Source organism: Streptomyces sp. NPDC050263 (assembly GCF_040655955.1).
Lineage (GTDB): Bacteria > Actinomycetota > Actinomycetes > Streptomycetales > Streptomycetaceae > Streptomyces.
Window position 1 is genome coordinate 18,283 of sequence record NZ_JBFAKW010000115.1, and the last position, 12,853, is coordinate 31,135.

Here is a 12,853-nt window from a genome sequence, read left to right on the forward strand (position 1 = left end):
CACGGCGGTGAGCACGCCTCCCGGCGACCTGACACTCGCCGCCGTCGCCGCGCTGTGGGGCGCCCTGGCCGGGGCGCTGTTGCCGCGGGCCGCCTATCGCTTCTCGGCGCCCTGGGAGGAGCGGGAGGGCGGCTGGCGGGAGGCATGCCCGGCCGGGCACCCGATCCGCGGCTGGCTCGGGCGCGCACACTGCGGCCGGTGCGGGGCCTCGTACGCCCCCGGCGCGCTCCTGCTGCCCGTCCTCACCGCGCTCCTGTGCGCCGCGCTCGCCGTGGCCACCGGTACCCGGCCCGAACTGGCCGTCTGGCTGCTGCTCACGCCGGTCGGGGTGCTGCTGGGCGTCGTCGACGTGCGGGTGCGGCGGCTGCCCGATCCGCTGACCCTGCCGCTCGCGGCCGCCGCCCTCGCCCTGCTGGGCCCGGTCACGCTGCTGCCCGAACACGCCGGCGACTGGACGACGGCCCTGCTGGGCGCGCTCGCCCTGGGTGCCGCGTATCTCGTGCTGCACCTCGTCAACCCCGGCGGGATGGCCTTCGGCGACGTGAAACTGGCGCTCGGGACGGGCGCCGTCCTCGGCTGGTACGGCTGGGCGACGGTCATGCTGGGCACATTCGCCGCGTTCCTGTTCGGGGCGCTGTTCGGGGGCGCGCTGGTGGTCGTCCGGCGGGCGGGCCGCAAGACGCTGATCGCGTTCGGGCCGTTCATGCTCGCGGGAACCTTCGCAGGGCTGCTGATCGGCGCGTACGCGGCCTGAAGTCGGGCTTGTCGGAGCGCTGGCGTAGGCTGGTTCGGTCCGTCCACCACGCTTGATCCTCAACGTTTGATCCTTGACGAAAGGGACGCCCCCGGTGACCGAGAAGGCCGACCTTCAGTCCGTGCTCGACCGTGCCGCGGCCGGTGGGCGGATCACGCCGGAAGAGGCCCTCGACCTCTACCGCGACGCCCCGCTGCACGCGCTCGGCGCCGCCGCCGACGCCGTACGCCGCCGTATGTACGCCGGGACCGAGCACATCGCGACGTACATCATCGAGCGGAACATCAACTACACGAACGTGTGCGTCACGGCGTGCAAGTTCTGCGCCTTCTACGCGCCCCCGAAGGACACCGCCAAGGGCTGGACGCGCGATCTGGACGACATCCTGCGCCGCTGCGCGGAGACCGTCGAGCTCGGCGGCACCCAGATCATGTTCCAGGGCGGTCACCACCCGGACTTCGGCGTCGAGTACTACGAGAAGCACTTCGCCGCCATCAAGCAGGCGTACCCGCAGCTGGTGATCCACTCGCTGGGCGCGTCCGAGGTCGAGCACATGGCCCGGATCTCCAAGGTGTCGGTCGAAGAGGCGATCACGCGCATCCACGCGGCCGGTCTCGACTCCTTCGCGGGCGCCGGCGCCGAGCTGCTCCCCGCCCGTCCCCGCAAGGCCATCGCCCCGCTGAAGGAGTCCGGCGAGCGCTGGCTGGAGATCATGGAGACCGCGCACGGGCTGGGCGTCGAGTCGACGTCCACCATGCTGATGGGCACCGGCGAGACCAACGCCGAGCGCATCGAGCACCTGCGGATGATCCGTGACGTACAGGACCGGACGGGCGGCTTCCGCGCCTTCATCCCGTACACCTACCAGCCCGAGAACAACCACCTGAAGGGCCGCACCCAGGCGACGCTCTTCGAGTACCTGCGGATGATCGCGATCGCCCGGCTGTTCATGGACAACATCCGGCACATCCAGGGCTCTTGGCTGACCACCGGCAAGGAGGTCGGCCAACTCTCCCTGCACTACGGCGCGGACGACCTCGGCTCGATCATGCTGGAGGAGAACGTCGTCTCGTCGGCCGGGGCCAAGCACCGCTCCAACCGCCTCGAGATCATCGACCTGATCAGGAAGGCGGGCCGCGTCCCCGCCCAGCGCGCCACGACGTACGAGCACCTCGTGATCCACGACGACCCGGCGAACGACCCCGTCGACGAGCGCGTCATGTCCCACATCTCGTCCACGGCGATCGCGGGCGGCACGGCCCACCCCGAACTGAAGCTGCTCGCCTCCAACTAGGGCTGCCGTGCTGACGATTCACGCCGACTCCAGGGGCCGGGCGCTCGCCGTCGACGGCGCCTGGATCGCCGAGGCCGGCCCTCTGGAGCAACTCGTCGACGCGTTTGCGCGCGCCCGGGTGCGCCAGTGGCCCGGCATCCTCACGCCCGGTCTGATCAACCTGCACGGCACCGAGTTGCTGGAGGGGGCCTACCATCCGGATCCGCGCGAGGCCGACACGCTGGGCACCGCGCCGCTGACCGGGGACGCGCTCGCCGCCCTCGCCCCGGACGACGCCCGCTGGGGCGCGAGCGCCCGGCGCGCGGTGCAGCGCATGCTGGCCCACGGCACGGTCGCGGCGGCCTGCGAGGACGGCGAACCGGGCCGGCGCGCGGTGCGGGACGCGGTACGCCGGTCCGGTCTGGCGACGATCGGCCGGCTCGGCCGGCCCGGCGGCGTGCCCTCGCTGGACCCGTACGCCTGCGGCCTGCCGGTGGAGTTCGCGTCGCTGCGACAGGCCGGCTCCGCCGCCCGGTTCGCCGTCTTCGACGTCCCCGACGAGACGGCCCTTGCGACCGCCGGCGCGGGGACCTGCGTGGCGACGGTGGTCGAGGGCCGCATCGTGCACAGACGGCGGTAGCCGATCCGTAGCCGAGCTTCGGGGGCCTACTCCGAGAAGGCCTCGGCGAAGGCTCCGGCCTCCTGGTCGACGCCACTGCAGTTGGTCAGCGCGTCGTCCGTGTCGGTGCCCTCCTCACACTGCTGGTCACGGAACGTCGACCACATGGACACCCACGAGATGCCCTTCTCCTTGGCGAACGTCCGCACCTGCGCCGCGTCCTCGAGCGTGAACGTCTCGTTGTCGACGTCGTTCGTGCCGATCATCGAGGTGAGCGCCATGGCCTTCCACGCATTGACGTCCGTCGTGCCGAAGACCTCCTTGAGCTGCGCCTGCGCAGCCGTCGCCGCGGTGATCGCGTACCCGCCCATGTCGCCGGAGTACGACTCGCCGTAGTTCATCGTCATGAGGTTGACGGTGGAGACCTGGACGTCGTATTTGTTCGCGGACGCCAGCAGCGCGAGGCTCTCGGAGTCCAGCCCGGAGGGCATGACCGGGAGCGTGAACGAGATCTCCAGGTCCGTGCGCTCCTTCTGGAGCGCGGCGATCGCCTCGGAACGCAGCGCGACCGAGGCGGAGTCGGCCAGTTCGTCGCCCTCGATGTCGAAGTCGGCCTGCGTGGAGCCGGCCGCGTCGAGCGCTTCGCCGTACGCCGCCGCGAGTTCGGAAGCCGTGTCGCAGGTCGCCGCCAATTCGTCGCCGGAGGCCCCGCCGAAGGAGACGCGCACCGTGGCGCCCGAATCCGTCAGCGCCGTGATCCGGGACTTCACGGTCGCGTCGTCGATGGCGTGCGTACCGTTCCATTTCGGCGTACAGCCGCTGCCGCTGCCGATGACGAACGCCAGGTTGTACGTCGTCGGCGAACCGGCCGAGTCGTTCTCCGACGCCTCCCCCGCGCTCACGTACGGCGCGTAGGAGGTGCCGGTACTGGATGAGCTCGCGCTCTGAGACGGGGAGGGGCTGCTGCTCGCCCGTTCCGTGGCCGCGGGCGCCGCGTCCGACGTGTCGTCGGAGCCCGCGGAGCATCCCGATACGGCCAGGGCAAACAGGCAAGTGACCCCAGCCGTCGGCATCAGGAAACTCCTCATTGCGTACGCACCCGCTCTCGTGATTTCTGTCTCAGGGCGGAAACAAAAGGCGTTTCCGAATTGGAAATGTCTCACATGTGGGTGGATCGCGCGGGAACAGTGGACACACAGACAGGTCATGGACGCAAGCGCGCAAAAGGCGATAACCACCCGCTCAAAAGGGACAATCAACCCTCGCATGAGAGGCCGGTGTTGCGCAGAGCTTTCAAGCTTCTCTCAGGAAAGAGACAGGTTCACGCGTTTCTCATGGGTCTCTCACAAGTGGTTCAGAGTAGACGCCACATAAAGGCTCCCTAATATCCGGGGAATGCAATCCGATCCTGCCATCGAAAGCCGTGCCGCCTCTCGCGGCAGCCGTCGCGGCCGCAAACGTGACGACGCCTCCGCCGAGGGGCCCGTGTTCGTTGACAACTCCGGACGCAGGTCGAAGATGCTGCGCCGGATCGGTCTCCTCATGGGTGTGGGCTGCCTCGTGTACGCCGTCGTCCTCGGAGCCGCGTTCATGGGCTGGGGCACCTCGCTGACCCCGTCCTCGCTGCTGCCCTTCGGCGGCAGAGGCGGCCCGGGCGGTTCCCAGAACTCCGGCCCCGGCGGCATCCAGCCGCAGGGCGGCCTCGGCACCCCGCCCTCGAAGCCCAGCGGCACCCCGCCGTCGGGCGTCGCCACCGGCGAGCCGCCCAGCTCCGCCCCGACCGCGACCGCGAGCGCCTCCGCGGCCGCCAACTGACCGGAGCGCAGCCACTGCCATGACGACGACCACTTCCTCCCGCGGCCGCCGCCGCGCCCCGAGCCGCATCGAGCGGGCCGCGGGCAAGGCCGCGGCGCTGCAGAAACCGCGTGTCATCCTCGCCCTGCTGCTTCTGCTCGCGCTGACCATGGTGATGCTCCTCGACGGCTACCTGCGCGCCGAGGTCGGCGGCGACCAGCGCGTGCGCACCGATGCCAGCGCCAGCAAGGTGCCCGAGGACGTCCTCGACGGCGGGCCCATCCTGACCTTCCAGGGCGGCCAGGCCACCACCCTCTCGGTGCCCGCCAAGACGATCGCGCTGACCTTCGACGACGGCCCCAACCCGACCTGGACGCCGCAGGTGCTGGAGATCCTCGAGGAGTACGACGTGCCCGCCACGTTCTTCGTGGTCGGCTCGATGGTCTCGCGCTACCCGGGCATCGTGAACGACATGGTCGAGCAGGGCAACGAGGTCGGCATCCACACCTTCACCCACGTCGATCTCTCCTACCAGTCGAACTCCCGCGTCGACCGCGAGATGGAGCAGACCCAACTCGCCCTCGCCGGCGCGGCCGGCATCACGACGACGCTCTTCCGCGCCCCGTACTCCTCCGAGACGGACGCCATCGACAACTACAGCTGGCCCGTCTACAAGGAGCTCGGCGCCGACGGTTACACCAGCGTCTTCGTCGACACGGACAGCGACGACTGGAAGAAGCCGGGCGTCTCGAAGATCATCGAGGGGGCCACGCCCGAGGACGGCAAGGGCGCGTCGGTCCTCTTCCACGACGCCGGCGGCGAGCGCTCGCAGACGATCAAGGCGCTGCCGACCTACATCGAGAAGATGAAGGCCGAGGGCTACACCTTCACCACCATCAGCGGTGTGATCGACGAGCAGAACGCAGCGGCTCGCGAGGCCTCCGGCGCGGGTCAGCAGCAGGCCGCGGGCGCCGAGGCGACGCCGACGGCGGGCGCGACGGCGGGCGCGACGGCCGCAGCGGGCGGAGCGGCCGCGACGGGCGGGGCGACCGGCGAGCAGCCCGGCAACCTACCCAACGGCGCCGACAACGGCAACGGGGCCGAGGGCGGCAACGGTAACGGGGTCGAGGGCGGCAACGGTAACGGGGTCGAGGGCGGCAGCGGCGGGGCGGGCGGGACCGTCAACCGCCTGCAGGCCGCCCACCGCGAGGCCACCGGCCTGACCCTCTACGAGGGCAAGGCGCTCATCGCCGCCGTCACTCTCGCCGAGTGGACCGTACCGACGCTGTCGGTGGGACTGATGGTCGTCGGCGTGGCCGTCATGGGCCGCTTCGGGATGATGCTGATCCTGGCCCGACGCCACTACAGACTGCGCAACAAGCGCCGCTTCAGCTGGGGACCGACGGTCACCCGCCCGGTGAGCGTGATCGTCCCGGCCTACAACGAGAAGGAGTGCATCGCCAACACCCTCAAGTCGCTGGCGAAGAGCACCCACCCGATCGAGATCATCGTCGTGGACGACGGCTCGACCGACGGCACGTCCGAGATCTCGCGTGAGGCGGCGAGGGCCCTCGGCATGACCAACGTCCGCGTCATCCGCCAGGAGAACGCGGGCAAGCCGGCCGCCCTCAACAACGGTGTCCGCAACGCCAGTTACGACATCGTCGTGATGATGGACGGCGACACGGTGTTCGAGCCGGAGGCCGTGTACCACCTCGTGCAGCCCTTCGCCGACCCGAAGGTCGGCGCCGTCGCCGGCAACGCCAAGGTCGGCAACCGCGACACGGTCATCGGAGCCTGGCAGCACATCGAGTACGTGATGGGCTTCAACCTCGACCGCCGCATGTACGACCTGCTGCGCTGCATGCCGACCATCCCCGGCGCGATCGGCGCGTTCCGCCGGGACGCGGTGCTGGAGGCCGGCGGCATGAGCGAGGACACCCTCGCCGAGGACACCGACATCACCATCGCCATGCACCGCGGCGGCTGGCAGGTCGTCTACCAGGAGCACGCCAAGGCCTGGACGGAGGCGCCGGGCTCCCTGAAGCAGCTGTGGTCCCAGCGCTACCGCTGGTCCTACGGCACCATGCAGGCCCTGTGGAAGCACCGCAAGTCCCTCACGGACAAGGGTCCTTCGGGTCGCTTCGGCCGGGTCGGGATGCCGCTGGTCGTCCTCTTCCAGATCATCACGCCGGTCTTCGCCCCGCTCATCGACGTCTTCACCGTCTACTCGATGATCTTCATCGACTTCCAGGCCGCCCTGCTGGCCTGGATGGCGGTCCTCGGCATCCAGCTGGGCTGCGCGGCCTACGCGTTCCGCCTGGACAAGGAGAAGTACCGCTATCTGCTGATGATGCCGCTCCAGCAGTTGGCCTACCGCCAGATGATGTACCTCGTCCTCATCCACTCCTGCATCACCGCCCTCACCGGCGGCCGCCTGCGCTGGCAGAAACTGAAGCGCACGGGCGAGGTCGGCACCCCGGCCGGGGTGAGCTGATGAGCTGGGAGCAGCAGCAGGGATACGGGCAGGGATACCCGTACGACCAGGGCTACGGGCAGCAGCCGCAGTACCCGTCCGGGTACGAGGGCCATGACGGCTACGAGGGCAACGAGGGCAACGAGGGCTACGGAAGGAATGGGCAGCCGCAGCAGTACGTGCAGCAGCCGTATCCCCAGGAGCACATGCAGTATGCCCAATGCGCACAGAACCCCCAGAGTGCCCCGTACGCCCCGTACGCCCCGTACGCCCCGTACGCGGAGCAGACGGACTACGTGGAGTACGGGCAGGGCGTCGCCGTCGACGAGACGGCGACCCTGCTCACCGTGGAGGCTGCGGCTGCGGAGCCGGAGTCCGCGCCGGAGCCGGAGGCTCGCGCCGCTCAGGACGTGCCGGCCGAGTCCCCGCCCAAGCTCGCTGCTCCCCAACGGGACCGCTACTTCGACACCCTCCGCGCCCTCGCCCTCATAAGAGTCGTCGCGTACCACACCTTCGGCTGGGCCTGGGCCGGCATGGTCTTCCCCTCCATGGGGGTCATGTTCGGACTGGCCGGCACCCTGATGGCGAAGTCCCTGGAGCGTCCGGCGGCGAAGGTGGTGAAGAGCCGCCTGCGCCGGCTCCTGCCGCCCTTCTGGTTCTGGGGCGTCTTCGTCGTCCTGGCGATGCTGATCCACGACTGGATGCCGAACTGGGAGATCGTCTACTGGATCGTGCCGCTGGGCGACCCGCCGGGCAACGCCTGGGGCGAGCAGGCCTGGGAGATCCTCTGGTACCTGCGGACCTACCTCTGGTTCGTGCTGCTCTCGCCGCTCCTGCTGCGGCTGTTCCGGCTCGCCCCGATCCCCGTGCTGGCGCTGTCCCTCGCGCCGATCCTGGTCCTGACCTTCGTATGGGCCGGCCCGGACAACCGCGTCGGCACCGCGATGTGGGACCTCTCGACGTACCTCTTCTGCTGGATGCTCGGCTTCGCGCACCGCGACGGCGTCCTCCAGCGCATGAAGCCCGCCCTGGTGGTCGTGGTGTCGCTGGCGGCGATCGCCTTCGGCGGCTGGTACGCCTTCACGCACCAGGCCGAGTTCGGCACCTACGACCTGGACGAGAACCCCCTCGCGCAGGCCTTCTGGTCGGCCGGCTTCGTCATGCTGTTGATGTGGGCGAAGGCCTGCTTCGGGATCGACTTCGCCTGGCTCACCCGCTTCCGGCGCACGAACCGCATCGTCACCGTCTTCAACGCGCGCGCGGTGACGATCTATCTCTGGCACGAGATCGCCCTGATCCTGGCCGTGCCACTGGGCGACCAGTTCTGGAACGTCCCCGCGTTCGAGAAGTACCTGCCCCTCGACAGTCAGTGGTTCATGTTCGGCGTGGGCTGGCTGCTGATCGGCGTCTTCGTGCTGCTGTGCGGGTGGGTCGAGGACGTGGCGGCACGAAAGAAGCCGAGGCTCCTGCCGTGAGCCGGTGAGGGCGGGGCTGCCACAATGGGCGGGTGACTCGCGCTTCCCTGAACAAGCAGCCCCATGAAGTCGCCTCGATGTTCGACCGCGTGGCGGAACGGTACGACGTGACCAACGACGTCCTGTCGCTCGGCCAGGACCGCAGGTGGCGCAAGGAGGTCGCGAAGGCGGTCGACGCGCGCCCCGCCCAGAAGGTCCTGGACCTCGCCGCGGGCACGGCCACCTCCTCCCTCCCGTTCGCGCAGGCCGGCGCCTATGTCGTCCCCTGCGACTTCTCCCTCGGCATGCTCCAGGTCGGCAAGAGGAAGCACGCCTGGCTGCCGTTCACGGCCGGCGACGCGACGCGGCTGCCCTTCAAGGACGACGCCTTCGACGCAGTCACCATCTCCTTCGGCCTGCGCAACGTGCAGGACTTCGACGCCGCCCTGCGGGAGATGTACCGGGTGACCCGGCCCGGCGGACGCGTCGTGATCTGCGAGTTCTCGCACCCGACCTGGACGCCGTTCCGGACCGTCTACACCGAGTACCTGATGCGCGCGCTGCCCCCGGTGGCCCGCGCGGTCTCGTCCAACCCGGACGCCTACGTCTACCTCGCCGAGTCCATCCGCGCCTGGCCCGACCAGCCCGCCCTCGCCGAGCACCTGCGCAAGGCCGGCTGGTCGAAGGTCGCCTGGCGCAACCTGACGGGCGGTGTGGTGACCCTCCATCGAGGCTTCAAGGAGGCCTGAGGGAGCCCCGGGGCGGACAAGGCCCTCGGGCGGAGAAAGGGCCCCGGGGTGGAGAAAGGATCCCGAGGTGGAGAAAGGGGCCGGTCAAGCGCCCGGCCGTCAACCGGTGATCGCCTCGAAGGGGCGGTCCCGGTCCCCGGATCGGTCCAGCTCTCGCTGGAGTCCGCCCCCGCCCGGTCTCGGCACGCGCGGCTCTCGCACGCCCGCGCCTCCGCCGCCCTCTCCCTCGGAGAAGTCGAACCACACGCTGACGACCGAGCCGCGAGGCACCTCGACACCCGGCGGCGGGTACTGCCGTACGACGTAGTCGACGACCGCGCGGTGGAAGTCGGGCCGGTCCGGTGCGGCCAGCAGCACGCCCTGCGCCGTGGCCGCCTCGCGCGCGTCCATGGCCATCAGGCCGATGAACCTGGGCACGCGCACTTCGGGTGTTTTGGGTGGTATGAGCACAGATGTCACCCCCAGCGGTACTGGAAGGGTAACCGCCCAGGGGTGGCGTCCGGAAGCGCCGGGTGTCTTTCTGTAGCCGATGACTACATAGGGTCACTTGCCGTGATCACCAAGCCAGTCGGTAGCAGTGTCCCTCACGCTTCGACTCGGGAGTCGTGAAGACCTCCGCCAGCCGCATGCCCAGCCGCTGCGTGACGGCGACGGACCGCGTGTTGCGCGCGTCGACCATCGCGACCACCCCCGGCACCCCGGCCGCCCGCACCCGCTCCAGCGTCAGCTGCGCGGCCGCCGTCACATACCCCTGCCCCCAGTGCTCCCGTCCGAGCCGCCAGCCGATCTCGATCTCCCCCTTGGGCCCCCACTCGCCCGGCCACGGCTGGGCGCCGGTGAACCCGATGACCCGGTCGTCGGCGTCCAGCATCGTCCACAGGCAGAAGCCGTGCTCGGCGTCGTGCCGGCGCTGGCGGGCGGTGAGCTCCTCGTAGACCGACAGCTCCGCGGACCTGCCGCCGTGGAACTCCATGACGTCAGGGTCGTCGAAGACCCGGTGCCACGCGACCGCGTCCTCGTCCGTGGGAACACGCAGCCGTACTACGGGGAGAGTTCGGTTCACGGGGCAGCCCTTCAGCCGGGTGATCAATTCTGCTGAATAGACTGCCCATGTCCAGTGCCGGTCGGCACGTAGATTCCGAACTTGGGGAGATCCCGCCGTGACCGCCGTGAACGAGCCCCACGCCGAGCCCTTCTCCGAGCACACCGCCGACGTGATCGTCGTCGGCGCGGGGCCGGCCGGCTCCACGACCGCCTACTACCTCGCCAAGGCCGGACTCGACGTACTCCTCCTCGAAAAGACCGAGTTCCCGCGCGAGAAGGTCTGCGGCGACGGCCTCACCCCGCGCGCCACCAAGCAACTGGTGGCCATGGGCATCGACATCTCCGAGGAGGCCGGTTGGCTGCGCAACAAGGGGCTGCGCATCATCGGCGGCGGCGTCCGCCTCCAGCTCGACTGGCCGGATCTCGCCTCCTACCCGGACTACGGGCTCGTCCGCAAGCGTGACGACTTCGACGAGCAGCTCGCCCGCCAGGCCCAGAAGGCGGGCGCCCGCCTCTACGAGCGCTGCAACGTCGGCGCCCCGATCATCGACGACCGCACCGGCCGCATCACCGGTGTCCACGCCAAGCTCGGCGAGGAGAAACGCGAAGTCACCTTCCGCGCCCCGCTCGTGGTGGCCGCCGACGGCAACTCCACCCGCCTCTCCCTGGCGATGGGCCTGCACCGCCGCGAGGACCGCCCGATGGGCGTCGCCGTCCGCACCTACTTCACCTCCCCGCGCCACGAGGACGACTACCTGGAGTCCTGGCTGGAGCTGTGGGACCGGCGGGGCCCGGGCGAGGACCGGCTGCTCCCCGGCTACGGCTGGATCTTCGGCATGGGCGACGGCACCAGCAACGTGGGTCTCGGGGTCCTCAACACCTCCGACTCCTTCAAGGAACTCGACTGGCGCGAGGTCCTCAAGGCCTGGTGCGCGTCCATGCCGGAGGACTGGGGCTACACCCCCGAGAACATGACCGGCCCGATCCGCGGCGCCGCCCTCCCCATGGCCTTCAACCGCAAGCCCCACTACACCAAGGGGCTGCTGCTGGTCGGCGACGCCGGGGGCCTGGTGAACCCGTTCAACGGCGAGGGCATCGCCTATGCCATGGAGTCCGGCCAGATCGCCGCCGACGTCATCGTCCAGGCCCACGCCCGCGCCACCCCCGGCCAGCGCGAACTCGCCCTGCAGCGCTACCCGCAGATCCTCGCGGACACCTACGGCGGGTACTACACGCTGGGCCGCGCCTTCGTGAAGCTCATCGGCAACCCGAAGGTCATGAAGATCGCGGCCCAGCGCGGCCTGACCCACCCGCTGCTGATGAAGTTCACCCTGAAGATGCTCGCCAACCTGACGGACCCCACGGGCGGCGACGCGATGGACCGCATCATCAACGGCCTGAGCAAGGTGGCCCCGAAGGCCTGACCTGGCCTACGGCCCTGGCCTGGCTACGGCCTGCTCAGGGCCTCGGCCTTGGCGGCCCGGCGTGCGAAGACCTCTTCCCGCCGGTCCGCCGCCTGCCGGAGGGCCTCCTTCCGGCCCTTCTTGGGGAGCCGGTCCAGATAGACCTGGCCGTCGAGGTGGTCGCTCTCGTGCTCCAGGCACCGCGCGAAGTACCCACACCCCTCGATGACCAGCGAACTGCCCTCCCGGTCGTACCCCCGCACCACGGCCCGGTCGGGCCGCGGCACGTCCATGACGGCGCCCGGCACCGACAGGCACCCCTCGCCCTCGTCCAGCAGCCGTCGCTCGACCGGGTCGAGCCGGTCCAGCACCGGATTGACGATGTGTCCGACATGTCGGACACCTTCATCGTCCCAGCAGTCGTAGACGAACAGCCGCAGACCGACACCGACCTGGTTCGCCGCCAGCCCGGCCCCGTCGGCGACGTACATGGTGAGGAACATGTCGTCGATGAGCGCGGCCAGATCGGGTCCGAACTCGGTGACATCACGGCAGGACTTGTGCAGCACCTCTTCACCGACCTCGGTGACCCGCCGCACCGAGCCGCGCCGGGCCTCGGGCGCGAGCGGGGGATACGAGGCGACGGGCCGCACCTGCACGAACACACGTGGCATGACGTCTCTCCTTCAACTCACGGACGGGCCGGGGAGTTCCCCGACCCACCCGCCGAGCATCCCAGGCCCACGACGGGCCCGCCCGGGCATACCAGGGAAGCGGCCGACGCACCCGCGCCCGTGAGGAAGGGGCGGTTGACGGGGCTGCACGCGCGACGGGAGGCCGACGGACCGAGCACGTGAGAGGGATGTCCGGTGGGCCCGAGCCTGTGACGGCAAAAGCCGACAACAGCCGACAACGGCCGGCAACGGCCGGCAGTGGTGCCCGCCGTGGGCGGGGCGGTGGGTCGGCGGGTCGGGGCCGGTGGGTCGGCGGGTCGGCCGACCTCGGGCGGGCAGGCGAGGGCGCCGGCAGGGTAGGCGGGCGAGATCACCTGGTGTCCCTCGGCCCGCCCGAGCCGTCGACACGAGAGCCCGGACGCGGACGCGAACACGGGCCGTCGACGCGGCGGGCGAGCAGGCCGGTGTCCGGGTGGAGTTCGCCCACGCGCCGCAGCCTTGTTCGCGGCCCGCGACGTGCCCCGTTACCTTTTCCGTGGCCCCGCAATGGGGCGCCTGGCCCCCGGGTCCGGTATGGCTGTGTGCCCCCTGTCGTACGGATGACCTGGGGGGT

The 12,853-nt window shown here is 70.2% G+C and carries 12 protein-coding genes; 8 read left to right on the forward strand and 4 right to left on the reverse strand.

The genetic code is table 11. From position 1 onward, the window contains the following. Window positions 1-7 precede the first annotated feature (7 nt). From AB0J04_RS35665 to AB0J04_RS35675, 3 genes are all read left to right on the forward strand, one after another. Window positions 8-754 (forward strand): A24 family peptidase, encoded by a 747-nt coding sequence (locus AB0J04_RS35665; protein WP_363172755.1) that lies wholly within the window; start codon window positions 8-10, stop codon window positions 752-754. 94 nt (window positions 755-848) lie between these two features. Continuing rightward, complete coding sequence (gene mqnC / locus AB0J04_RS35670) at window positions 849-2,048, forward strand: cyclic dehypoxanthinyl futalosine synthase (RefSeq protein ID WP_363172756.1); 1,200 nt, start codon at window positions 849-851, stop codon at window positions 2,046-2,048. A 7-nt stretch (window positions 2,049-2,055) separates the two neighbouring features. Further along, complete coding sequence (locus AB0J04_RS35675) at window positions 2,056-2,667, forward strand: hypothetical protein (RefSeq protein ID WP_363172757.1); 612 nt, start codon at window positions 2,056-2,058, stop codon at window positions 2,665-2,667. 26 nt (window positions 2,668-2,693) lie between these two features. Here the strand turns inward: AB0J04_RS35675 and AB0J04_RS35680 are convergent, their stop codons facing one another. Continuing rightward, the gene (locus AB0J04_RS35680; RefSeq protein WP_363172758.1) at window positions 2,694-3,734 is read right to left on the reverse strand and encodes a chitinase; all 1,041 of its coding nucleotides are present in this window, start codon (window positions 3,732-3,734) and stop codon (window positions 2,694-2,696) included. 397 nt (window positions 3,735-4,131) lie between these two features. Here AB0J04_RS35680 and AB0J04_RS35685 point away from each other — a divergent pair, with 397 nt between their 5' ends. Genes AB0J04_RS35685 through AB0J04_RS35700 form a run of 4 tightly spaced genes read left to right on the forward strand, consistent with a single transcriptional unit; the run spans window position 4,132 to window position 9,119 of the window. Beyond that, window positions 4,132-4,461 carry a hypothetical protein gene (locus tag AB0J04_RS35685; RefSeq protein ID WP_363172759.1) on the forward strand — a complete coding sequence of 110 codons (330 nt, stop codon included), beginning with the start codon at window positions 4,132-4,134 and terminating at the stop codon, window positions 4,459-4,461. A 19-nt stretch (window positions 4,462-4,480) separates the two neighbouring features. Beyond that, a complete protein-coding gene (locus AB0J04_RS35690; protein ID WP_363172760.1) occupies window positions 4,481-6,937 on the forward strand; it encodes a bifunctional polysaccharide deacetylase/glycosyltransferase family 2 protein in 2,457 nt (818 codons plus the stop codon). Beyond that, on the forward strand, window positions 6,937-8,391 hold the full coding sequence (locus AB0J04_RS35695) for an acyltransferase (RefSeq protein WP_363172761.1): 1,455 nt from the start codon (window positions 6,937-6,939) through the stop codon (window positions 8,389-8,391). Before AB0J04_RS35690 ends, AB0J04_RS35695 begins: the two co-directional genes overlap by 1 nt. A 32-nt stretch (window positions 8,392-8,423) precedes the next feature. Then, the gene (locus AB0J04_RS35700) at window positions 8,424-9,119 is read left to right on the forward strand and encodes a demethylmenaquinone methyltransferase (RefSeq protein ID WP_363172762.1); all 696 of its coding nucleotides are present in this window, start codon (window positions 8,424-8,426) and stop codon (window positions 9,117-9,119) included. 99 nt (window positions 9,120-9,218) lie between these two features. Here AB0J04_RS35700 and AB0J04_RS35705 read toward each other — a convergent pair whose 3' ends face one another. Beyond that, window positions 9,219-9,542: a PASTA domain-containing protein gene (locus AB0J04_RS35705; protein WP_358800699.1), complete on the reverse strand. Its 324-nt coding sequence runs from the start codon at window positions 9,540-9,542 to the stop codon at window positions 9,219-9,221. 133 nt (window positions 9,543-9,675) lie between these two features. Then, the gene (locus AB0J04_RS35710) at window positions 9,676-10,182 is read right to left on the reverse strand and encodes a GNAT family N-acetyltransferase (protein ID WP_363172763.1); all 507 of its coding nucleotides are present in this window, start codon (window positions 10,180-10,182) and stop codon (window positions 9,676-9,678) included. A gap of 106 nt (window positions 10,183-10,288) precedes the next feature. On the opposite strand from AB0J04_RS35710, the gene AB0J04_RS35715 reads away from it, so the two are divergent. Beyond that, entirely contained in the window at window positions 10,289-11,587 is a 1,299-nt protein-coding gene (locus AB0J04_RS35715; RefSeq protein WP_363172769.1) for a geranylgeranyl reductase family protein, read from the forward strand. Window positions 11,588-11,610: 23 nt separating this feature from the next. Here AB0J04_RS35715 and def read toward each other — a convergent pair whose 3' ends face one another. Further along, entirely contained in the window at window positions 11,611-12,240 is a 630-nt protein-coding gene (gene def / locus AB0J04_RS35720; RefSeq protein WP_363172764.1) for a peptide deformylase, read from the reverse strand. Window positions 12,241-12,853 lie beyond the last annotated feature (613 nt).

Bases quoted from the DNA above. Each gene is read 5' to 3' on its own strand.
- AB0J04_RS35695 (WP_363172761.1), top strand. From the start codon at position 6,937: ATGAGCTGGGAGCAGCAGCAGGGATACGGGCAGGGATACCCGTACGAC.
- AB0J04_RS35680 (WP_363172758.1), bottom strand. From the start codon at position 3,734: ATGAGGAGTTTCCTGATGCCGACGGCTGGGGTCACTTGCCTGTTTGCC.
- def (WP_363172764.1), bottom strand. From the start codon at position 12,240: ATGCCACGTGTGTTCGTGCAGGTGCGGCCCGTCGCCTCGTATCCCCCG.
- AB0J04_RS35690 (WP_363172760.1), top strand. From the start codon at position 4,481: ATGACGACGACCACTTCCTCCCGCGGCCGCCGCCGCGCCCCGAGCCGC.